General features: G+C 75.1%; 17 protein-coding genes and 1 tRNA gene. 4 read left to right on the plus strand and 14 right to left on the minus strand.

The window, feature by feature from the left end; all coding sequences use genetic code 11:
* Window positions 1–98 precede the first annotated feature (98 nt).
* Window positions 99–530, plus strand: coding sequence for a DUF7712 family protein (locus ACI79F_RS23270; protein ID WP_456547717.1), 432 nt, complete (start codon window positions 99–101; stop codon window positions 528–530).
* A gap of 129 nt (window positions 531–659) precedes the next feature.
* On the opposite strand, the gene ACI79F_RS23275 is transcribed toward ACI79F_RS23270, so the two are convergent.
* Both ACI79F_RS23275 and ACI79F_RS23280 read right to left on the minus strand, forming a co-directional pair.
* Window positions 660–1,982 (minus strand): ABC transporter substrate-binding protein, encoded by a 1,323-nt coding sequence (locus tag ACI79F_RS23275; RefSeq protein ID WP_456547518.1) that lies wholly within the window; start codon window positions 1,980–1,982, stop codon window positions 660–662.
* Window positions 1,983–2,216: 234 nt separating this feature from the next.
* Window positions 2,217–2,816 carry an ANTAR domain-containing response regulator gene (locus tag ACI79F_RS23280; protein WP_456547498.1) on the minus strand — a complete coding sequence of 200 codons (600 nt, stop codon included), beginning with the start codon at window positions 2,814–2,816 and terminating at the stop codon, window positions 2,217–2,219.
* An 84-nt stretch (window positions 2,817–2,900) separates the two neighbouring features.
* Between ACI79F_RS23280 and ACI79F_RS23285 the strand changes: the two genes are divergently transcribed.
* The 3 genes from ACI79F_RS23285 (at window position 2,901) to ACI79F_RS23295 (ending at window position 5,567) form a co-directional block, all read left to right on the plus strand.
* Window positions 2,901–2,974, plus strand: a tRNA-Leu gene (locus ACI79F_RS23285).
* A gap of 141 nt (window positions 2,975–3,115) precedes the next feature.
* Window positions 3,116–3,751 carry a LuxR C-terminal-related transcriptional regulator gene (locus ACI79F_RS23290; RefSeq protein ID WP_456547499.1) on the plus strand — a complete coding sequence of 212 codons (636 nt, stop codon included), beginning with the start codon at window positions 3,116–3,118 and terminating at the stop codon, window positions 3,749–3,751.
* A 64-nt stretch (window positions 3,752–3,815) separates the two neighbouring features.
* Entirely contained in the window at window positions 3,816–5,567 is a 1,752-nt protein-coding gene (locus ACI79F_RS23295; RefSeq protein WP_456547500.1) for a pyridoxal phosphate-dependent decarboxylase family protein, read from the plus strand.
* 42 nt (window positions 5,568–5,609) lie between these two features.
* Here ACI79F_RS23295 and ACI79F_RS23300 read toward each other — a convergent pair whose 3' ends face one another.
* The 12 genes from ACI79F_RS23300 to ACI79F_RS23355 form a co-directional block, all read right to left on the minus strand.
* Window positions 5,610–6,488, minus strand: a complete 879-nt coding sequence (locus ACI79F_RS23300) for an acyl-CoA thioesterase (RefSeq protein WP_456547501.1) — start codon at window positions 6,486–6,488, stop codon at window positions 5,610–5,612.
* Window positions 6,485–7,900, minus strand: coding sequence for a pyruvate kinase (pyk, locus tag ACI79F_RS23305; RefSeq protein ID WP_456547502.1), 1,416 nt, complete (start codon window positions 7,898–7,900; stop codon window positions 6,485–6,487). The genes ACI79F_RS23300 and pyk overlap by 4 nt, the downstream gene beginning before the upstream one ends.
* Before the next feature lie 121 nt (window positions 7,901–8,021).
* The gene (locus ACI79F_RS23310) at window positions 8,022–9,509 is read right to left on the minus strand and encodes a glutamate synthase subunit beta (protein ID WP_456547503.1); all 1,488 of its coding nucleotides are present in this window, start codon (window positions 9,507–9,509) and stop codon (window positions 8,022–8,024) included.
* 47 nt (window positions 9,510–9,556) lie between these two features.
* Window positions 9,557–14,236 (minus strand): glutamate synthase large subunit, encoded by a 4,680-nt coding sequence (gene gltB, locus ACI79F_RS23315; RefSeq protein ID WP_456547504.1) that lies wholly within the window; start codon window positions 14,234–14,236, stop codon window positions 9,557–9,559.
* Between the two features lie 312 nt (window positions 14,237–14,548).
* The gene (lgt, locus tag ACI79F_RS23320; protein ID WP_456547505.1) at window positions 14,549–15,493 is read right to left on the minus strand and encodes a prolipoprotein diacylglyceryl transferase; all 945 of its coding nucleotides are present in this window, start codon (window positions 15,491–15,493) and stop codon (window positions 14,549–14,551) included.
* Complete coding sequence (trpA, locus tag ACI79F_RS23325; RefSeq protein WP_456547506.1) at window positions 15,490–16,320, minus strand: tryptophan synthase subunit alpha; 831 nt, start codon at window positions 16,318–16,320, stop codon at window positions 15,490–15,492. Before trpA ends, lgt begins: the two co-directional genes overlap by 4 nt.
* Entirely contained in the window at window positions 16,317–17,666 is a 1,350-nt protein-coding gene (gene trpB, locus ACI79F_RS23330) for a tryptophan synthase subunit beta (protein ID WP_456547507.1), read from the minus strand. Before trpB ends, trpA begins: the two co-directional genes overlap by 4 nt.
* 159 nt (window positions 17,667–17,825) lie before the next feature.
* On the minus strand, window positions 17,826–18,635 hold the full coding sequence (trpC, locus tag ACI79F_RS23335) for an indole-3-glycerol phosphate synthase TrpC (RefSeq protein ID WP_456547508.1): 810 nt from the start codon (window positions 18,633–18,635) through the stop codon (window positions 17,826–17,828).
* Window positions 18,636–18,800: 165 nt separating this feature from the next.
* The gene (locus ACI79F_RS23340; RefSeq protein ID WP_456547509.1) at window positions 18,801–19,484 is read right to left on the minus strand and encodes a Trp biosynthesis-associated membrane protein; all 684 of its coding nucleotides are present in this window, start codon (window positions 19,482–19,484) and stop codon (window positions 18,801–18,803) included.
* Window positions 19,485–19,509: 25 nt separating this feature from the next.
* Window positions 19,510–21,030 (minus strand): anthranilate synthase component I, encoded by a 1,521-nt coding sequence (locus tag ACI79F_RS23345; protein ID WP_456547510.1) that lies wholly within the window; start codon window positions 21,028–21,030, stop codon window positions 19,510–19,512.
* On the minus strand, window positions 21,027–21,401 hold the full coding sequence (gene hisI / locus ACI79F_RS23350; RefSeq protein WP_456547511.1) for a phosphoribosyl-AMP cyclohydrolase: 375 nt from the start codon (window positions 21,399–21,401) through the stop codon (window positions 21,027–21,029). The genes ACI79F_RS23345 and hisI overlap by 4 nt, the downstream gene beginning before the upstream one ends.
* Before the next feature lie 49 nt (window positions 21,402–21,450).
* A complete protein-coding gene (locus tag ACI79F_RS23355; RefSeq protein ID WP_456547512.1) occupies window positions 21,451–22,209 on the minus strand; it encodes a hypothetical protein in 759 nt (252 codons plus the stop codon).
* Window positions 22,210–22,228: the final 19 nt, after the last annotated feature.

Consider the following 22,228-nt stretch of genomic DNA (forward strand, 5'->3'; position numbering starts at 1 on the left):
CCCCGCCCCCCCCCCCCCCCCCCCCCCCCCCCCCCCCCCCCCCCCCCCCCCCCCCCCCCCCCCCCCCCCCCCCCCCCCCCCCCCCCCCCCGTCGGGGTATGGGGTCCCGCGTGAACTGGAGCTGGGAACTGCGCAGCCGCGACGGCGGCATGAACGGCCTGGAGTTCGCCCGGGCGACCACGGCGAGCGGGTTCTCCCGCGTCCTCGTGCACGCCGCCCCCGGGCTGCTGCGGGTCCGGGTCACCACCGACGCCGGGGAGCCGGTGGCCGAGGCCGAGCTCGACCGGGACGGCGACTACTCGCCCGTCACGCTGCTCACCCGCGACGGCGGCGGCTTCACCCGGGCGGAGATCTGGCCGGACGACGGGCACCTGGGGCTGCCCGTCCTGCTGCCCGGCGGCGAGGTCGGCGTCCTCACCGCCTGGGAGCACGCCCCGGACCGCAGCTGGTGGCGCTGGTCGGTGGAGTTCTCCAACCACACCGGACGACCGGCCGACTGGGCGCCCGAGGGGCAGCGCCTGCAGCGCTGAGCCGGCCGCTGCTCGCCGCGGAGCCGGACAGCACAGCGGCCCGGCACCGAGGTCGGTGCCGGGCCGCTGCCGGTCATGCAGGCCGTGCCGGTCGGGCGCCCCGCCCGCGAGGACGGGGCGCCGACGGGGTCACTCGCCCGCGGGGCCGATGCCCTGCGCGTTGAGCTCCTGGATGATGCGGGCCGACTCGTCGAACCCGATCACGATGATGGCGTCCGGGTCGAACTCCACCATCTGCTGGACCTCGGAGTCGTACGACGAGGCGTTCGGGTCGTAGGTGATCGCGAGGATGTCGTCCTCGGAGAGACCACCGTCGACCAGGTTGGCCGAGACGTTGTCGGCCAGGCCCGTGCCGTAGGCGTCGTTGAGGTTCAGGATCCCGACCCGGCTGTTGCCGTCGGCCAGCACCAGGTCGGCCAGCGGGATGGCCTGGAGCTGGTCCGGGGGCGCGGTGCGGAAGTACAGCCCCTGGTCGTTGTAGTCGGTGAACTGGTCGGACGTGTTGGCCGGCGAGATCTGCAGGACACCGGCGTTCACGATCTTGTCGATGACCGTCAGGCTGACCGACGAGGACGCCGCACCGATGATCGCGTCGGCGTTGGCCGCCAGGAGGCGGTCGACGCTGGTGTTCGCGGTGTCGGTGGAGGTGTCACCGGAGTCGGTCTCGATCAGCTGCACCGGGGCGCCGAGCACGCCACCGGCGTCGTTGACGTCCTGCAGGGCCAGCTTCGCGCCGGCGACCTCGGGCGGGCCGAGGAAGGCGAGCGAGCCGGTCAGCGGGAGCAGGGTGCCGATGATCAGCGGGTCGCCCGTGGCACCTGCCGGCACCGGGGCGGGCGCGCCCTCGTCGCCGGCCGCCAGGGTCTCGTCGCCGGTGACCTGGAACTCGGTCAGCGAGTCGTCGATCTGGTTGTCGTCACCGAAGGTCAGCAGACCGAACGAGGCCACCGCGGGCTCGCCCGCCTCGGTGAAGTCCAGCGGGCCCGAGGCGCCGTCGTAGTCGACGTTGCCACCGGAGTTGAGGATCTCCAGGCAGGAGGCGAAGTCGGTGCACTTGTCGCCACCGGAGGTCAGGCCGTTGATGTAGGGCGCGAAGGCGGTCGCCTCGCTGCTGCCCGCCGCCTGCGCGGCCAGGGAGATGAGGACGAACGCGTCGTAGGTCTCCCCGGCGTAGTTGTACGTGCCGCCGAGGTTGGGGTCGATCGCGTCGAGCCGGGCCTTGAACTCGTCGCCGAGGTCGGTCAGCGGCGTGGTGCCCTGCATGCCGGCGAGGTCGCCGGGGGTGCTGAACTGGTCGCCCAGAGGGCTGCCCATGTTGCCGTCGGAGCCGTAGATGTTGACGCCGCCGCTCGCGGCGCCACCGTCACCGCCGCCGCCCGAACCGTTGTCGTCGCCACCGTCGTCGTCGCCGCCGCCGCAGGCGGCCAGCGCGATCAGCGCAACGCTCGTCACGGCGATGCCGCGGGCGTTCCTGCCAGTGCGCATCAATGAACTCCCAGGATGATTGCGTCGATCCGAGACCCGGCGAGACGGCAGGAGCCGCCCCCGGGCCACTGAGTGGAGCGAAGGTAACCGCTGGGTAGGTCCAACCGGACCGCCACGGGAAAGCCGTGATGAGGTCGTGATCTGCCGTGTTTCGCCGGGATGACGGGCCATACGCCCCCGTCCGGGGCGGCACGGACGGCGTCAGGCCGGGGATCCCTCCGCGGCGACGCCCTCGTCGAGGATCCGTTGCGCCAGCGCCTTCATCGACGTCCGCTCGTTCATCGCCGTCCGCTGGATGAACCGGAAGGCCTCGGCCTCGGTGATCCCCTGTCGGGTCATCAGCACGCCCTTGGCCTTCTCCACGACCTTGCGGGCCTCCAGCCGGTCCTCCAGCGTGCGGACCTCGCCGTCCAGCGCCGCCAGCTCGGCGAACCGGGCCCGGGCCACCTCGATGGCCGGCACGAGGTCGTTCTTGGAGAACGGCTTGACCAGGTAGGCCATGGCGCCGGCGTCGCGCGCCCGCTCGACCAGCTCCCGCTGGCTGAAGGCGGTGAGCACGATGACCGGGGCCACCCGGTCGGCCGCGATCTGCTCCGCGGCGGACAGGCCGTCCAGGACCGGCATCTGGATGTCGAGGATGACGAGGTCCGGGGTGAGCTCCCGGGCACGGTCGACCGCCTGCTGGCCGTCGCCGACCTCGGCCACGACGACGTAGCCCTCCTCCTCCAGCATCTCCTTGAGGTCGAGGCGGATCAGCGCCTCGTCCTCGGCGATGACCACCCGTGTCGGCTCGCTGCTCACGGGCGGAGAGCCTAGCGATGCCGGGCGCCCCAGGCCTGCCCGTTAGGCTGCCGGTACCGCCGCCGGACGTGTGGTGTCCGGCACGCCCCCGTACCCCAATCGGCAGAGGGAGCGGATTCAAAACCCGCGCAGTGTGCGTTCGAGTCGCACCGGGGGCACGCGCAGAGCCCGGCCGTCGGCCCCGCTCGGGTCGACCGTCGCCCGCCTGCCGGCCGGCGGTGACCGCGGCAGGCCGGTGGCCGCCCCGTCCCCACGACTGGGGCTGCATCCTCTCCGGCGGCGCCTGCGGAAGAGCGAGCGTGCCCCCGGACATGGCCGCGATCCGCGTCTTCCTGGTCGACCCCCACGAGGTCTCCCGCCGCGGACTCGGCGCGGTGCTGGCGGCCGATCCGCAGCTCCGTGTGGTCGGCGAGGCCGACTCGGCGGTCCAGGCGCAGCGACGTGTCCTCGCGGCGCGGCCGGACGTGGCCGTGGTCGCCGACGCGCGGCTGTGCCGGCACCTGCGCGCGGTGCTGCCCGGGCTCCGCTGCCTGGTGCTGGGGCAGGACGGCAGCGCCGACGAGGCGCACGCCGCCCGGCGCGCCGGCGCGGACGGATACGTCGGCAAGCACGTGCGGGGCGAGCAGCTCGCGACCGCCATGCGCCGCGTGGCCGCCGGCCAGAGCCTGTTCGACGCGGCGACGATCGCGCCGGCCCGGCCGGGCTCGGACCGCGAGGACCGGCTGGCGCGGCTCACCCACCGGGAGCGCCAGGTGCTGGAGCTGCTCGGCGAGGCCCTGAGCAACCGCGAGATCGCCGAGCGCCTCCGCCTGGAGGTCAAGTCGGTGAAGAACTACGTCACCACCCTGCTGAGGAAGCTGGACCTGACCAACCGCACCCAGGCGGCCGTGCTGGTCACCGAGCTGCGCACCGGCGACGGGGCCACGGGTCCGTGACGGCGACGGCCGTCCCTGCCCGTGCCGCGCGAGCGGGCGTCACCGGTCCGAATACCGTGGGGGCGTGACCGAGCCCGCACCGCACATGTCACCCGAGGAGTTCCGGCGGCACGGCCACGAGGTGGTCGACTGGATCGCCGACTACTGGACCCGGCTGCCCGGCCTGCCCGTCCGCTCCCCCGTCGCGCCCGGCGACGTCCGCGCGGCGCTGCCGTCCGAGCCGCCGCAGCAGGGCGAACCGCTGGCGGCCGTCCTCGCCGACCTCGACCGGGTCGTCGTCCCCGGGCTCACCCACTGGCAGCACCCCGGCTTCTTCGGGTACTTCCCCGCGAACACCTCCGGGCCGTCCGTCCTGGGCGACCTGGTCTCCGCCGGCCTCGGCGTGCAGGGCATGTCGTGGGTGACCAGCCCCGCCGCGACCGAGCTCGAGCAGCACGTCCTCGACTGGTTCGCCGGGCTGCTCGACCTGCCGGCGTCCTTCCGGTCCACCGGCACCGGCGGCGGGGTGATCCAGGACTCCAGCTCCGGCGGGAACCTGGTGGCGCTGCTGGCCGCGCTGCACCGCGCCAGCGGCGGGGCGACCGTGCGCGCCGGCGTCGTCCCGGAGGAGTACACGGTCTACGTCTCCGCCGAGACCCACTCCTCGATGGAGAAGGCGGTCCGCATCGCCGGGCTGGGCAGCGACGCCGTCCGCATCGTCGAGGTGGACGACGACCTCGCGATGCGGCCGGGGGCCCTGGCGGCCCGTCTCGAGCGCGATGTGGCCCGCGGGCTCAAGCCGGTGCTGGTCTGCGCCACCGTGGGGACGACGTCGACCACCGCCGTCGACCCGCTCGCCCAGCTGGGCCCGGTCTGCCAGCGGTTCGGCGTGTGGCTGCACGTGGACGCCGCCTACGCCGGCGTCAGCGGCCTCGTGCCCGAGCTGCGACCGCTGCAGGACGGCGTCGAGTGGGCCGACAGCTACACGACCGACGCACACAAGTGGCTGCTCACCGGCTTCGACGCCACCCTGTTCTGGGTCGCCGACCGGCAGGCGCTCACCGGCGCCCTGGCGATCCTCCCCGAGTACCTGCGCAACGCCGCCACCGACGCCGGCGCGGTCGTCGACTACCGCGACTGGCAGATCGAGCTCGGCCGCCGGTTCCGCGCCCTCAAGCTGTGGTTCGTGCTGCGCTGGTACGGCGCGGAGGGTCTGCGGGCGCACATCCGCTCCGGCGTCGCGCTGGCCCGGGAGCTCGCCGGCTGGGCCGAGGCCGACGAGCGGTTCGACGTCGCCACGGCCCACCCGCTGTCGCTGGTGTGCCTGCGCCCGCGGTGGGCCGCCGACGTCGACGCCGACGTGGCCACGATGACCCTGCTCGAGCGGCTCAACGACGGCGGCGAGGTCTTCCTCACCCACACCACGGTGCGCGGGGACGTCGTCCTGCGGATCGCCGTCGGGGCGCCGGCGACCACCCGGGCGCACGTCGAGCGCGTCTGGCAGCTGCTCGGCGAGAACCACGACTGGCTGGCCCGCGACTTCGCCGAGCAGGCCGCCGAGCGGGCGCGGGTCGCCGCCGAGGAGCGGGCCGAGGCCGAGCGGCTGGCGGCCGAGCGGGCCGCGGAGGCTGCCCAGCAGGCGGAGGCCGCGCAGGAGGAGACCGCGCAGGCCGAGGCCGCGCAGGAGGAGACCGCGCAGGCCGAGACCGCGCAGGACGAGACCGCGGCCGACGAGGCACCGGCGGCCGACGAGGCGCCCGCCGTGGTCGAGCTGCCCGCCGCGCAGGACGAGACCGTGACGCAGGCCGCCGTCCAGGAGTCGCTGGCCCGCGACTGACCGGTGGGGACCGGTCGGCGTCCCGTCGACCGGTCCCCTCCGCTACTCCCCGACGTCGCGGATGAGGCCCTCCTGCGCGACGGAGGCCACGTGCGTGCCGTCGGCCGACCAGATGTGCCCGAGGTTGAGCGCGCGGCCGCCCGCGGCGACCGGGCTGTCGGTCTCGTAGAGGAACCACTCGTCGGCGCGCGCCGGGGCGTGGAACCAGACCGCGTGGTCCAGGCTCGCGCCCTGGTACCGCTCCCACCAGCCGCCGACCCGCGCCAGGCCCGCACCGAGCAGGGTCAGGTCCGTGACGAAGGTCAGCGCGGCGGCGTGGACGGTCGGGTCGTCGGGCAGCCGGCCGGCCACCCGGAACCAGCCGTGGGAGCGGGTGTCCGGCGGGCTCTTGGGCACCCGGGCGAACGGGTCGTCCAGCGACCGCTGGTCGACGGCCTGCCCCAGCAGCTGCAGGTGCTCGTCGTCCTCCCGGCCGTGCCGGCGCGCGTACTCGGCCACTGTGGGGACGGCGTCCGGCGGCGGCACCTGCGGCATCGGCAGGGCGTGCGTGACGGCGGCGGGCTCGGGCTGGTGGAAGTCCGCGGTGAGCGCGAAGATCGCCACGTCCTCGCCCCGCCGGCGCTGGTGGGCCAGCACCCGGCGGGTGGAGAAGGACCGCCCGTCGCGGATCCGCTCGACGACGTAGCGGATCTCCTCGTTCGGGTCGCCGGGCCGCAGGAAGTACGAGTGCAGCGAGTGCACCGGCCGCTCGCCGCTGGTGGTGAGCTCCGCCGCCATCAGCGCCTGGCCGGCCACCTGCCCGCCGAAGACCCGCTGCCGGTCGGTCTTCGGGGTCTGACCGACGTAGACGCCCGGCTCGCGCTCCTCGAGGTCCAGGACGTGCAGCAGCGCCGCGACGTCGCCGTCCCCTCCCCCGGTCACGAGTCGGTGCCCACCTCGTGCACGCGGATGAGGTTGGTCGACCCGACCGTGTTGGGCGGGCTGCCGGCGACGACGACCACGCGGTCGCCCTCCCGCAGCCGGCCGATCGACAACAGCGAGAAGTCGACCTGCCGCACCATGTCGTCGGTGTGCGAGACGGTGGGCACCAGGAAGGTCTCCACACCCCAGGACAGCGCGAGCTGGCTGCGCACGCGGGCGTCGACGGTGAAGGCCAGCAGCGGCTGCCGGGGGTGCAGGGCGGCCAGCCGGCGGGCGGTGTCGCCGGTCTGCGTGAAGGTGGCCAGCGCCTTCACGTCGAGGGTCTCGCCGATGTCGCGGGCCGCGCGGACGATCGCCCCCGAGCGGGAGCGGGAGACGCGCACCAGCTCCGGCGCCCGCACGTTGTCGCTCTCGACGGCGTCGATGATCCGCTCCATCGTGCGGACGGCGGCGATCGGGTGCCGCCCGACCGAGGTCTCGCCGGAGAGCATCACCGCGTCGGCGCCGTCCAGGACCGCGTTGGCGACGTCGGAGGCCTCGGCGCGGGTGGGCCGCGAGTTGCTGATCATCGACTCGAGCATCTGGGTGGCGACGATGACCGGCTTGTTCCGCTCGCGGGCGGCCTGCACGGCGCGCTTCTGCACGAGCGGGACCTGCTCCAGCGGCAGCTCCACGCCGAGGTCGCCGCGGGCCACCATGATGCCGTCGAAGGCCTCGACGATCGCCTCGAGGTCGGCGACGGCCTCCGGCTTCTCCAGCTTGGCGATGACGGGGACGTTGATGTCCTCCTGGCGCATCACGTCGCGGACCAGCTCGACGTCGGAGGGGTGGCGCACGAAGGACAGCGCAATGAAGTCGACGGACAGGTGCAGCGCGAAGCGCAGGTCCTCGGTGTCCTTGTCCGACAGCGCCGGCACGCTGACCGCCACCCCGGGCAGGGACAGGCCCTTGTTGTTGGAGACCTCGCCGCCCTCGACGACCAGGCACCACACGTCCGGCCCGTCCACCTCGACGACCGACAGCGCCAGCTTGCCGTCGTCGACCAGCAGGCGGTCCCCGACGCGGACGTCGGAGGCCAGGCCCTTGTAGGTCGTGGAGACGCGGTCGGCCGTGCCCGCGACGTCGTCCACGGTGATGCAGACGCGGGCGCCGGTGGCCCAGTGGACCCGCCCCTCGGTGAACGTGCCCAGCCGGATCTTGGGGCCCTGCAGGTCGGCGAGGACGGCGACGGCGTGCCCGGTGCGGTCCGACGCCTCGCGCACCACGCGGTAGGCGGCCTCGTGGTCGGCGTGCGACCCGTGGCTGAAGTTCAGGCGGGCGACGTCCATCCCGGCCTCGACGAGCGCGGTGACCTGCTCGATGGTGCTGGTGGCGGGACCGAGGGTGCAGACGATCTTGGCACGGCGGGGCATGACGGAAACGCTAGTGGGCGCCTCCTCCGGCGGTGGGACCGGCTTCCGTGTCCCCCGCCACGACGCACCGCGGGCCGGGCACCTCCGAGGAGGTGCCCGGCCCGCGGGTGGGGTCCTGCGGTCAGCGCAGGGCGACCGCCGTGGGGGTCACCGGGCGCGGCAGCGCCGACTCGCCGGTGAGCCAGGCGTCGACCGCGCCGGCGGCCGAGCGGCCCTCGGCGATGGCCCAGACGATGAGCGACTGGCCGCGGCCGATGTCGCCGGCCACGAACACGCCGGGCACGGTGGACATGAACTCGCCGTCGCGGGCGACGTTGCCGCGGCCGTCCACCTCGACGCCGAGGGTGTCGACCAGGCCCTCGCGCTGCGCGCCGGTGAAGCCCATCGCGAGGAAGACCAGGTCGGCCGGCAGCTCCCGCTCGGTGCCCTCGACCTTCTGGAACCGCCCGTCGACGCGCTCGACGTCGTGGATGACCAGGGCGCGGACGCTGCCGTCGTCGTTGCCGACGAAGCGCTCGGTGTTCACGCTGAACAGCCGCTCGCCGCCCTCCTCGTGGGCGCTGGAGACCCGCATGATCATCGGGTAGGTCGGCCAGGGGTTGTCCTGGGCCCGGCTGCCGGGCGGCGCCGGCATGATCTCCAGCTGGGTCACCGAGAGCGCGCCCTGGCGGTGGGCGGTGCCCAGGCAGTCGGCGCCGGTGTCGCCGCCGCCGATGATCACGACGTGCTTGCCGTGCGCGTCGATCGGCGGGGCGTCCAGCTCGCCGAGCGCCTGCCGGTTGCCGAAGGGCAGGTACTCCATGGCCAGGTGGATGCCGGTGAGCTCGCGGCCGGGGGCGGGCAGGTCCCGCCCGACGGTCGCGCCGCCCGCCAGGACGACGGCGTCGAAGTCCCCGCGCAGCTGCTCGACGGTGAGGTCGTCGGGCCCGCTGCCGCCCACCTCGACGCCGGTGACGAACCGGGTGCCCTCGGCGCGCATCTGGTCCAGCCGCCGGTCCAGGACGGACTTCTCCATCTTGAACTCGGGGATGCCGTAGCGGAGCAGGCCGCCGATCCGGTCGGCCCGCTCGAAGACGGTGACCTCGTGCCCGGCGCGGGTGAGCTGCTGGGCGGCGGCCAGCCCCGCCGGCCCGGAGCCGACGACGGCGACCTTCCTGCCGGTGCGCTCCTGCGCCGGCTGCGGGACGACGAGGTCCCGCTGGAAGGCCTGGTCGATGATCTCCCACTCGATCTGCTTGATGGTGACCGGCGACTCCTGCAGGTTGAGCACGCAGGCGCCCTCGCACGGCGCCGGGCACAGCTTCCCGGTGAACTCCGGGAAGTTGTTCGTGGCGTGCAGCCGCTCGATGGCGTCGGTCCAGTCGTCCCGGCGGGCGAGGTCGTTCCACTCCGGGATCAGGTTGCCCAGCGGGCAGCCGTGGTGGCAGAACGGGATGCCGCAGTCCATGCAGCGGGCGGCCTGCTGGCGCACGGCGCCCACCGGGAAGACCGCGTCCTCGCCGCTGTCGCGGGAGAGGTAGACGTCCTTCCAGTCGAGGATGCGGACGTCGACCGGCCGGCGCGGCGGCAGGGCGCGGTCGAACTTGAGGAACCCCGTGGAGTCAGCCACGGTCGGCCTCCTTCCGGGAGGTCAGCGGGAACTGGGGACGGACGAGCTCAGCCACGCGCGGCCTCCATGACGGCGCGGTCGACGTCCGTCCCGGCGGCCTCGGCGGCCCGGCGGGCGTCGAGGGCGCGGCGGTAGTCGCGCGGCATGATCACGCTGAACTGGCCGGACCAGCGGCCCCAGTCGGCCAGCAGCGCGGCCGCGACCGGGGACTCCGTGTCGGCCTGGTAGCGGACCAGGACGTCGCGCAGCCACGCGGCCGACTCGGCGTCCAGCGGGTCGATGTCGACCATCTCGCCGTTCACCCGGTGCCGGGCCAGGTCGAGCACGTAGGCGACGCCGCCGGACATGCCCGCCGCGATGTTGCGCCCGGTCGGGCCGAGGATCACCGCGCGGCCACCCGTCATGTACTCCAGCGCGTGGTCGCCGACGCCCTCGACGACGGCCAGCGCGCCGGAGTTGCGCACGCAGAACCGCTCGCCGACCCGGCCGCGGAGGAAGATCTCCCCGGACGTGGCGCCGTAGCCGATGACGTTGCCGGCGATGACGTTGTCCTCGGCGGCGAAGGTCGCCTCCCGCCCCGGGCGGACGACGACCCGGCCGCCGGACAGGCCCTTGCCGACGTAGTCGTTGGCGTCGCCGAACAGCCGCATGGTGACCCCGCGGGGCACGAACGCGCCGAAGGACTGGCCGGCCGACCCGGTGAAGGTCAGGTCGATCGTGCCGTCGGGCAGGCCCTCGCCGCCGAAGCGGCGGGTGACCATCGCGCCCAGCATCGTGCCGACGGTGCGGTTGACGTTGCGGACCGGCAGCTCCAGGCGCACCGGCCGGGCGTCGAGCAGCGCGCCCTCGCACAGCTGGATGAGCGTCTGGTCCAGGGCGACGTCCAGGCCGTGGTCCTGGGCGCGCACCCGGCGCCGCGCCGCCCCCTCGGGCAGCTCGGGCACGGCCAGCAGCTTGGACAGGTCCAGCCCCTGCGCCTTCCAGTGGCCCAGCGCCTTGCGGGTGTCGAGCATCTCGGCGTGCCCGATGGCCTCGTCCAGGCTGCGGAAGCCCAGCTCGGCCAGGTAGCGGCGCACCTCCTCGGCGATGAACTCGAAGAAGGTGACGACGAACTCCGGCCGCCCGGTGAACCGCTTGCGCAGCTCCGGGTTCTGGGTGGCGACGCCGACCGGGCAGGTGTCCAGGTGGCAGACCCGCATCATGATGCAGCCGGAGACCACCAGCGGCGCCGTCGCGAAGCCGAACTCCTCGGCGCCGAGCAGCGCGCCGATGACCACGTCGCGGCCGGTCTTGAGCTGGCCGTCGACCTGCACGGTGATCCGGTCGCGCAGTCCGTTGGCCAGCAGGGTCTGCTGGGTCTCGGCGAGGCCGAGCTCCCACGGCGAGCCGGCGTGCTTGAGCGAGGTCAGCGGCGCCGCGCCCGTGCCGCCGTCGTGCCCGGAGATGAGGACGACGTCGGAGTGGGCCTTGCTCACCCCGGCCGCGACCGTGCCGACCCCGACCTCGGCGACCAGCTTGACGTGGACCCGCGCCTGGTCGTTGGCGTTCTTCAGGTCGTGGATCAGCTGCTTGAGGTCCTCGATCGAGTAGATGTCGTGGTGCGGCGGCGGGCTGATCAGCCCCACGCCCGGCGTCGAGTGCCGGGTGCGCGCCACCCAGGGGTACACCTTCTGGCCGGGCAGCTGGCCGCCCTCGCCGGGCTTGGCGCCCTGGGCCATCTTGATCTGGATGTCGTCGGCGTTGACCAGGTACTCGCTGGTCACGCCGAAGCGGCCGCTGGCCACCTGCTTGATCGCCGAGCGGCGCAGGTCGCCGTTCGGGTCGGGGGTGAACCGGGCCGGGTCCTCGCCGCCCTCACCGGTGTTGGACTTGCCGCCCAGCCGGTTCATGGCGATGGCCAGCGTCTCGTGCGCCTCCTGGGAGATGGAGCCGTAGCTCATCGCCCCGGTCTGGAAGCGCTTGACGATCTCGCTGACCGGCTCGACCTCGTCCAGCGGCACGGCCGGCCGGACGCCGGTGCGCAGCTCGAACAGGCCGCGCAGCGTCGCCGCGTCCCGGGAGAGCTGGTCGACCTGCTCGGTGTAGCGCTGGAACACCTCGTACTGCCGCGAGCGGGTGGCGTGCTGGAGCAGGAACACCGTCTCGGGGTTGAACAGGTGCACCTCGCCCTCGCGGCGCCACTGGTACTCGCCGCCGGTCTCCAGCCGGCGGTGCGCCCGCTCGGTCGGGTTGTCCGGGTAGGCGCGCCGGTGCCGCATCGCGACCTCCTCGGCGAGGACGTCGAGCCCGACGCCGCCGAGCGGACAGGAGGTGCCGGTGAAGTACTCGTCGACGACGTCCTCGGCCAGGCCGACGGCCTCGAAGATCTGCGCCATCGTGTACGAGCCGACGGTGCTGATGCCCATCTTGCTCATGACCTTGAGGACGCCCTTGCCGAGCGCCTTGACCATGTTGCGCATGGCCTGCGCCGACTCGACGCCGGTGAGCACGCCGTCGCGGATGAGGTCCTCGATCGACTCGAAGGCCAGGTAGGGGTTGACCGCGGCCGCGCCGTAGCCGAGCAGCAGCGCGACGTGGTGCACCTCGCGGCAGTCGCCGGACTCGACGACCAGGCCGACCTCCATGCGGGTCCGCTCGCGCACCAGGTGGTGGTGCACGGCGGCCGTCATGAGCAGCGACGGGATGGGGGCGCGCTTCTCGTCGCAGTCGCGGTCGGAGAGCACGATGATCCGGGCGCCGGCGGCGATGGCCTTGCTCGCCTTGGCCCGCAGCTCCTCGATCGCGGTGGCCAGCGCCTCCCCGCCCCCGGTGACGTCGAAGTGGCCGGTGATCCGCACGGCGGCGAAACCGGGCAGGTCGCCGTCGTCGTCGATGTGCAGGATCTTGGCCAGCTCGTCGTTGTCGATGACCGGGTAGGGCAGGAACACCTGCCGGCAGGACGCCGGGGTGGCCCGGAGCAGGTTCTGCTCGGGCCCGAAGGTGCGCCCGAGGCTGGTCACCAGCTCCTCGCGGATGGCGTCCAGCGGCGGGTTGGTCACCTGCGCGAACAGCTGCCCGAAGTAGTCGTACAGCAGCCGGGAGCGGTCGGAGAGCGCCGCCACCGGGGTGTCGGTGCCCATCGAGCCGATCGGCTCGGCGCCGGAGGACGCCATCGGGGTGAGCAGGACGCGCAGGTCCTCCTCGGTGTAGCCGAACAGCTGCTGGCGGCGCACCACCGACTCGTGGCTGGGCCGCGACCGGCGGCGCTCGGGCAGCTGCGGCAGGTGCACCAGGCCGGCGTGCAGCCAGTCGTCGTAGGGGTTCTCGACGGCGAGCGCGCCCTTGACCTCCTCGTCGGACAGGATCCGCCCGGCGGCGGTGTCGACGAGGAACATCCGGCCCGGCTGCAGGCGGCCCTTGGCCACCACGTCGGCGTCCGGGATCTCCAGCACGCCGACCTCGCTGGCCAGGACGACCCAGTCGTCCTTGGTGTGCCACCAGCGGCCCGGCCGCAGCCCGTTGCGGTCGAGGACGGCGCCGATCAGGGTGCCGTCGGTGAACGCGACGGCGGCGGGGCCGTCCCACGGCTCCATGATCGAGGAGTGGAACCGGTAGAAGGCCCGGCGGGCCGGGTCCATCTCGTCGTGGTTCTCCCACGCCTCCGGGATCATCATCAGCACGGCGTGCGGCAGCGACCGGCCGGACAGGTGCAGCAGCTCGAGCACCTCGTCGAAGGTCGCCGAGTCGCTGAAGTCGCTGGCGGTGACCGGGAAGATCCGCTCCAGGCCGAGCTCGCCGGCCGGGCCGGCCGGCCCGTCGAACATCTCGGTCTCGAGCTTGGCCTCGCGGGCCCGCATGCGGTTGCGGTTGCCCTTGATGGTGTTGATCTCGCCGTTGTGGGCGATCAGCCGGAACGGGTGCGCCAGCGGCCAGCTCGGGAACGTGTTGGTCGAGAACCGGCTGTGCACCAGCGCGATCGCCGACGCGTAGCGCTCGTCGCGCAGGTCGGGGAAGAACGCGGGCAGCTGGTCGGTGGTCAGCATGCCCTTGTAGGTGATCGTCCGGCTGGACAGCGAGACGACGTAGAGCGAGCTGCCGGCCTCCCGGGCCTCGCGCTCGGCCCGCTTGCGGAGCACGAAGGCGCGCCGCTCCAGCCGGCTGACGCCGTGGCAGACGGCGTTGCCGCCGAAGGCGGTCGCGTCGGCGCGGGCGCCCATCGTCTCGGCGACGAACACCTGGGCGAAGTGCGGCATGACCGCGCGGGCGGTGGGGCCGAGGTCGGCGCCGTCGGGGTCGACGGGCACGTCGCGCCAGCCGAGGACGGTCAGCCCCTCCTCGCCGGCGATCCGGGCCACGTCCTCGACGCGGGCGGCGCGCTCGGCCACGTCCACGGGGAGGAACGCGATGCCGACGGCGTACTCGCCGACCGGGGGCAGGTCGAACTCCACGCTGGCGCGCAGCAGCGCGTCGGGCACCTGGGTGAGGATCCCGGCGCCGTCGCCGCTGTTGGGCTCGGAGCCGGCGGCGCCGCGGTGGTCCAAGTTGTGCAGCGCGGTGAGCCCGGCCGCCACGATCTCCCGGCTCGGCCGGCCCTGCACGTCGGCGACGAACGCGACGCCGCAGGCGTCGGAGTCGTTGGCCGGGTCGTACAGGCCGGCCGCCGGTGGGACGGCCGAGAAGGGGACGGCGGAGGGGGTGCGGCGCTCCGAGGTGGTGCTGCTCGCGGTGGGCGCGGTGGACCCGGTCATGTCACTCCCGTCGTCGGCTGTGTCGCGCGCGCTCGCGGGCGAGGCACGCGGCGGGGCTGGAGGCCCGGCCGTGGTGGTCAGAGGGGGGCGGTGTGCGGAGGCGCTGCGGTCGAGCCCGGCGGCGGAGGACGTGACCGGACCGGTCAGGCTCGAGAGTCCCGCGGGTGGTGCCACGGGGCCGTCGTCCGCGGGGCGTCACTGGCCCGGTTCCGACACGTGCGACCGACCGGGATCACCGGCGGGTCCGAGGGGAAGGGTACACAGCCGTAACACGGCGCTCACCCGCCCAAACCCCGCGTACGGCGCGTCTTCCTAGGGCGTGTCGCGCGGCCGGTGATCGTCGTCACCCGGGCCCTCCGCGGCCTCCGCGTCCGCGCTGGTCACGGGCACGGTGGCGCCGCCGGGGCCGTCCTCCGCGGACGTGGTGTCGGTCTCGTCGCCGGCGCGGTGCAGGACCTCGCGCGGCCGGCCGCGGAGGGCGACCAGGTAGGCCAGCGCCGCCAGCCCGACCACGATGCACGTGACGACGTTGAGCCGGACGCCGAGGACCTCGTTGGCCGGGTCGGTGCGCAGCACCTCGATCCACAGCCGGCCGGTGCAGTAGAGCAGCACGTACAGCGCGAAGGCGCGGCCGTGGCCCAGCCGGAACCGGCGGTCGGCCCACACGACGACCGCGGCGGCGGCCAGGTTCCACAGCAGCTCGTACAGGAACGTCGGGTGGAAGGTGGCGGCGTCCAGGTACTGCTCGGGGCGGTTGGCCGGGTCGATCTCCAGCCCCCACGGCAGGTCCGTCGGGCCGCCGAACAGCTCCTGGTTGAACCAGTTGCCCAGCCGGCCGACCGCCTGGGCCACGAGCAGGCCGGGGGCGATGGCGTCAGCGAAGGCCGGCAGCGGGATGCCCATCCGCCGGCAGGCGATCCAGGCGCCGACCCCGCCGAGCGCGATCGCGCCCCAGATGCCGAGCCCGCCCTCCCAGACGGCGAAGGCCTTCAGCGGCTCCCCGCCCTCCCCGAAGTAGGGCTGCGGGGTCGTGATCACGTGGTAGATCCGGCCGCCGATGATCCCGAACGGCACGGCCCAGACGGCGATGTCGAGGACCTCGCCCGGCCGGCCGCCGCGGGCGACCCAGCGCTTCTCGGCGATCCAGCAGGCCAGGACGATCCCGGCGATGATGCACAGCGCGTAGGCCCGGATCGGCACCGGGCCGACCTCCCAGACGCCCTCGGCGGGGCTCGGGATGCTCGCCAGGGCCGTCATGCCGGGGCCCCCGCCGGCTGCCGGACGCCGCGCGCCAGGTCGGCCGAGAGCCGCCGCACCCCGTCGGGGCCCTCGCCGTCCAGCAGGGTGCGCACGTAGGCCGAGCCGACGATGACGCCGTCGGCGAAGCCGGCCACCTCGGCGGCCTGCTCGCCGTTGGAGACGCCCAGCCCGACGCAGACCGCCAGGTCGACGCCGGTGTCGGCGATGGCCGCGCGGGTCCGCGCGACGAGCTTCTCGGCGGCGTCGCCGACGGTGGCCCGGGTGCCGGTCACGCCCATGGTCGAGGCGGCGTACACGAAGCCGCGGCAGGCCGACACCGTGGCGCGCAGCCGGGCGTCGGTGGACGACGGCGCGACGAGGAACACCCGGTCCAGCCCGGCGGCGTCGGAGGCGGCCAGCCACGCGCCGGCCTCGTCGGGGATGAGGTCCGGGGTGATGGCGCCCGCTCCCCCGGCCGCGGCCAGGTCGGCGGCGAACCGGTCCACGCCGTAGCGCTCGATCGGGTTCCAGTAGCTCATGACGACCGGCACGGCGCCGGCCGCGGCCACGGCCTCGACCGCGCGCAGCACGTCGCGCATGCCGACCCCGGCGCGGACGGCGGGCTCCACCGCTTGCTGGATGACCGGGCCGTCCATGCCCGGGTCGCTGTAGGGGACGCCGATCTCCACGATGTCAGCTCCACCGGCGTCGGCGCCGCCCTCGACCGCGGCCACCATCGCGGCGATCGAGCCGTCCACGTCGGGGTAGCCGACCGGCAGGTAGGCGACCAGCGCCGCCCGCCCCTCGGCGCGGGCCGCGCCGATCCGCTGCAGCAGGGCGCTCATGCCGGCTCCCCCGCGTCCCGGCCGGCGACGGCCTCGTCGTTGCTGACCGCGCCCTCGGTGGGCTGCTGGTCGGTGTCCAGGCCGGGCCCGGGGTCGACCTCCTCGCGGTCGCCGAGCCCGAACCAGCGCGACGCGGTCTCGACGTCCTTGTCGCCGCGGCCGGAGAGGTTCACCAGCAGGAGGGCGTCGCGGCCCAGCTCGCGGCCCAGCCGCAGCGCGCCCGCCAGGGCGTGCGCGGACTCGATGGCCGGGATGATCCCCTCGGTGCGGCACAGCAGCGCGAAGGCCTCCATGGCCTCGGCGTCGGTGACCGGGCGGTACTCCGCGCGGCCGATGTCGTGCAGGAAGGAGTGCTCGGGGCCGACGCCCGGGTAGTCCAGGCCGGCGCTGATCGAGTGCGACTCGATGGTCTGGCCGTTCTCGTCCTGCAGCAGGTAGGAGCGGGCGCCGTGCAGCACGCCCGGCGAGCCGCCGGTGATCGTCGCCGCGTGCCGGCCGGTCTCCACGCCGTCACCGGCGGCCTCCAGGCCGACGAGCCGCACGCCCTCGTCCGGCACGAACGCGGTGAAGACGCCGATCGCGTTGGACCCGCCGCCCACGCAGGCGAGGACGGCGTCGGGCAGCCGCCCCTCCCGCTCGAGCACCTGGGCGCGCGCCTCGTCGCCGATGACCCGCTGGAAGTCGCGGACCATCGCCGGGAACGGGTGCGGGCCGGCGACGGTGCCGAACACGTAGTTGGTGGTCTCCACGTTGGTCACCCAGTCGCGGAACGCCTCGTTGATCGCGTCCTTGAGCGTGCGCGAGCCGGTGGTCACCGGGATCACCTCGGCGCCCAGCAGCCGCATGCGGGCCACGTTGAGCGCCTGGCGGCGGGTGTCCTCCTCGCCCATGTAGACGGTGCAGGACAGCCCCATGAGCGCCGCCGCCGTCGCCGTCGCCACGCCGTGCTGGCCGGCGCCGGTCTCCGCGATGACCCGGGTCTTGCCGATCCGCCGGGTCAGCAGCGCCTGGCCCAGCACGTTGTTGATCTTGTGCGAGCCGGTGTGGTTGAGGTCCTCGCGCTTGAGCAGCACCCGGGCGCCGCCGGCGTGCTCGGCGAACCGCGGCACCTCGGTGATCGGGCTGGGCCGGCCGGTGTAGTCGCGCTGCAGCGCGGCGAACTCCTCGACGAAGGCGGGGTCGACCCGCATGGCCTCGTAGGCCTCGGTCAGCTCGTCGAGGGCGGCGATCAGCGCCTCGGGCACGAACCGGCCGCCGAAGACGCCGAAGTGACCGGTCGCGTCCGGCCAGGCCGGAGCCGCCGGCACGGGACGCGTGTGCGGCGGGGAGACGGCGCTGGTGGTCATGACCCCAGTGTCGCGCGCCCGCCCGCGGATGCGGTGCAGGGGTCGGCCCGGAGCGCCACCGGGGCGCCCCGGCCACGGACCCTCAGCCTGCAGCGCTGCCGTCGCCGTGGCACCCGACGGCAGCGCTGCGGGGTGACGGCGAGCGTCGGTGGGGGTGGGTCAGCGACTCGCGCGCGGGGTGGCCGGGTGCGAGCCGGCGGTGACCAGGTCGGCCACGGCCTGGCGCGGGTCGCCCGCGGTCACCAGGCCCTCGCCGACCAGGACGGCGTCGGCGCCGGCCCCGGCGTAGGAGATGAGGTCGTGCGGGCCGCGGACGCCGGACTCGGCCACCTTGACCACGGTCGAGGGCAGCCCGGGGGCGATCCGCTCGAAGGTGGAGCGGTCGACCTGCAGGGTCGTGAGGTCCCGGGCGTTGACCCCGATGACCGAGGCCCCGGCGGCCAGCGCCCGGTCCGCCTCGGCCTCGGTGTGCACCTCGACCAGCGCGGTCATGCCGAGCGACTCGACCCGCTCGAGCAGGCCGAGCAGCACGTTCTGCTCGAGGGCGGCGACGATCAGCAGGACGACGTCGGCACCGTGGGCCCGCGCCTCGTGCACCTGGTAGCTGCTGACGACGAAGTCCTTGCACAGCACCGGCACGTCGACCGCGGCCCGGACGGCGGCCAGGTCGGCGTGGCTGCCCCCGAAGCGGCGCCGCTCGGTGAGGACGCTGATCACCCGGGCGCCGCCGGCGGCGTAGGAAGCGGCGAGCACGGCCGGGTCGGGGATGTCGGCGAGCGCGCCCTTGGACGGGCTGGCCCGCTTCACCTCGGCGATCACGCCGACGCCCGGGGCGCGCAGGGCGGCCTGGGCGTCCCGCGGCGGGCGGGCGTCGCGGGCGGCCGCCTTGACCTCCGCGAGGGGGGTCGCCGCCTCGCGCGCGGCCACGTCCTCCCGGACGCCGGCGACGATCTCGTCGAGGACGTTCACGACCCCTCCTCCGTGCTGATCGTCGTGGCGACGGCGGCGTTCGGGCGACGGAGATCACGTGTGTCCGCCCAGGTGCGGGGTACACCCGCTCCTCAGCTCCGTCGCCGACCACTCTAGAGGCGACCCCCGACGGCTCCCGCCGGGGGTGGGGCCGGCGCGCGCCGGTCAGCGCCCCGGCCGGTCCCCCGCCGCCCCCGCGGGCGGGCCGTCGTCGCGGCCCGGGAGGTCCTCCCCGCCCGCCGCCGGGGCGTCGTCGCCGGCGGTCGGGTCCTCGCCCCGGTCCAGCGCGCGCCAGGCGTCCAGCGCCCGGTCCTCGCGGGTGCCGGCGGCCGCCCGCGCGGGGGCCGGGGCGCGCTCGTGGCGCCGGCCCAGGCCGGCCCAGGCCGGGCCCCGCAGGACGGCGAGGACGGCGGCGGCGACCGCGAGCAGCCCCGCGACGACCGTCACCACGGGCCAGGCGGCCGACCGGCTCACCTCGATCGCGGTCGCCCCGGCGGCGGCGCCGTCGGAGAGGTCGGTCAGGCCCGGCTCGTCGAGCAGCGCGCGCAGCCCGGACCACAGCAGCGTGCCGCCGCCGACGGCGGCGAGCAGGCCGACGACCTGCCGGCCCCGCCCGCGCACGGCCACCACGGCGACCGCCGCGGCGAGCAGCAGCAGCCCGCAGGCCGGCACCAGCCCGGCCAGCTCGCTCCCGCTCAGCGACTCGGTCACCGGCGGCAGCGGCGCCCGGCGGGTCACCGTGGCGGTGGCCCACGTCTGCCCGCCGGCCGAGAGCGCCAGCCCCCCGGCGACCGCGCAGCCGGCGACCGCGGCGGCCATCTGCCGCCGCTGCCCGCTCACGGTGCCCACGGCCGGCTCCCGCGCGGCGCTCGGCTCACGACAGCTCCCGCATCCCCTCGGCCGTCGCGATCGCCGAGAGCACCGCCCGCGCCTTGTGCCGGGTCTCGGCCTCCTCGGTCGCCGGGTCGCTGTCGGCGACGATGCCGGCGCCGGCCTGCACGTAGGCGCGGCCCTGGTGCAGCACCGCCGTCCGGATGGCGATCGCCATGTCCAGGTCCCCGCTGGCGTCGACGTAGCCCACCGTGCCGGCGTACAGCGCCCGCCGGGTCGGCTCCAGCGACTCGATGATCTCCATCGCGCGCGGCTTGGGCGCCCCGGAGACGGTGCCGGCGGGGAAGGTCGCGTCGAAGACGTCGAGGGCGTCCCACTCGCGGGCCACCTCGCCGGCGACGGTCGACACCAGGTGCATCACGTGGCTGTAGTGCTCGATCCGCATGAAGTCGGGCACCTCGACGGTGCCCGGCACGCAGACCCGGCCCAGGTCGTTGCGGGCCAGGTCCACCAGCATCACGTGCTCGGCCCGCTCCTTCGGGTCGGCCAGCAGCCCCTCGGCCAGGCGGGCGTCCTCCTCCGGCGTCGCGCCCCGCGGCCGCGTGCCGGCCGGCGGGTGCACCACCGCGGAGCGGCCGGTGACGGTGACCAGCGCCTCCGGGGAGGAGCCGACGACGTCGAACGGCGTCTCCCGCCCGGCGAAGCGCAGCAGGTACATGTACGGCGAGGGGTTGGTCGCCCGCAGCACCCGGTACAGGTCCAGGGCGTCGACCTCGGTGGCCACCTCGAAGCGCTGGGCGAGCACCACCTGGAAGGCGTCGCCGGCGCGGATGTGCTCGCGCACCCGCTCCACGCCGTCCTCGTAGACCCCGGGCGCCATGTTGCTGGTGACCGGCGGCGGGTCGCCGGGGGTGAACGCCGCCAGCCCGGCCGGCGCCGACTTCGCCAGCGCGGCGGCCATGGCGTCGATCCGGGCGACCGCGTCGTCCCACGCCGCGCCCGGGTCGCCCGAGCGGAACGCGTTGGCGATGAGCAGGACGCTGCCGTCGGTGTGGTCGACGACGGCCAGGTCGGTGACCAGCAGCAGGGAGACCTCGGGCATGCCGAGGTCGTCGGTGGCCTGCACGGGCAGCCGCTCCAGCCGCCGGACGACGTCGTAGCCGAGGTAGCCGACCAGGCCGCCGGTCAGCGGCGGCAGGCCGGGGGTGCGCGGGGTGCGCAGCCGGCGGGCCAGGGTGCGGACGGCGGCCAGCGGGTCGGCCGGCAGGTCGTCGGTCAGCCCGGGCAGCGGGTCGCCGAGCCACTGGCTGGCGCCGTCGCGCTCGGTGAGCACGCCGGCGCTGCGCACCCCGACGAAGCTGTAGCGGGCCCACTGCCGGCCCTGCTCGGCCGACTCGAGCAGCACGGTGCCCGGCCGGTTGCCGGCCAGCGTCCGGTACACCCCGACGGCGGTCAGCCCGTCGGCCAGCAGCTTGCGCACGACCGGCACCATCACCCCGGCGCCGCCCGCCGCGGCCGAGGCGGCGAACTCCTCCCGGCTCGGGGAGGTCACCCCCAGCCTCACGCCGGCACCCCCACGGTGGCCGGCAGCGCCCGGTGGAAGCAGCTGCGCTCGCCGGTGTGGCAGGCCGGGCCCTCCTGGTCGACGAGCACCAGCAGTGCGTCGCCGTCGCAGTCCAGCCGCACGTCGCGGACCCACTGGCGGTGGCCGGAGGTCTCGCCCTTCACCCAGTACTCCCGCCGGCTGCGCGACCAGTAGGTGGCCCGGCCGGTGGTGAGCGTGCGGCGCAGCGCCTCGTCGTCCATCCACGCGACCATCAGCACCTCGCCGCTGTCGTGCTGCTGCACGACGGCGGCCACCAGACCGGCGGGGTCGCGGCGCAGGAGCGCGGCGACGGCGGGGTCGAGGGCGGGAGCGGGCGGGACGGCGGTCATGCCCGCGATCCTCCCCCGTCGGCCTGCGCCGCGGGACACCGGCGTCCGGTCAGCCGCCGCCCGGCCGCCCGGCGCCGAACCACTCCCGCGCGGCCCGGGCCAGGGACAACCCGATGCCCACGGCCGGCCCGGCGGCGAAGACGAGCGCGCCGAAGACCAGCACCCCGACCGCGCCGTCGTCGGGTCCGGGGATCTCCTCGAGCACGCCGACGATCCGCACCGCCCAGTAGAGGGCGAGCAGGACCTGCACGCCGAGCGCGGCCAGCAGCCCCAGCCAGGTGCCCCGGTCGCGCCGGTTGAGCGCGAGGACGCCGGCGACCACCAGCGCCACCACGGAGGCGAACTGCACCCAGGCCAGCACCCGCGCCTCGGCGGCGATGTCCGCGGCGCGCGGGTCGACCGTGCCGTCGACGTCGAGGTCCAGGCCGAGCACCGAGGCGAACAGCAGCACGTAGGCCGAGGCGAAGGCGACCAGGCCGGCCTGCACGAGGGCGAGCACCGCCGCGGTGACCACCTGGCCGGGGCGGCGGGGTCCGCGCGGGACCGGCGCCGGCCAGCCGTATCCCGGCCAGCCGGCGTCCGGCGGGCCGTAGCCGGGCTGCGGGTGGCCGGGCCAGCCGTACCCGGGCGGCCCGTAGCCGGGCTGTCCGTACCCGTACCCGTACCCGTACCCGTAGCCGGGCTGGGCGGGGCCGGGCCGGCTGTACACGGCGCCCGGGTGGGCCGGGGAGGACGGCGGGCCGCTGTAGGGGGCGCCCTGCTCGGTCGGGGTGTCCGGGTCGGCCCAGGGGTCGCGCGGCGCCGTCACGCCGCACCTCCGGGGCCGC

The organism is Blastococcus sp. SYSU D00868 (genome assembly GCF_054050575.1).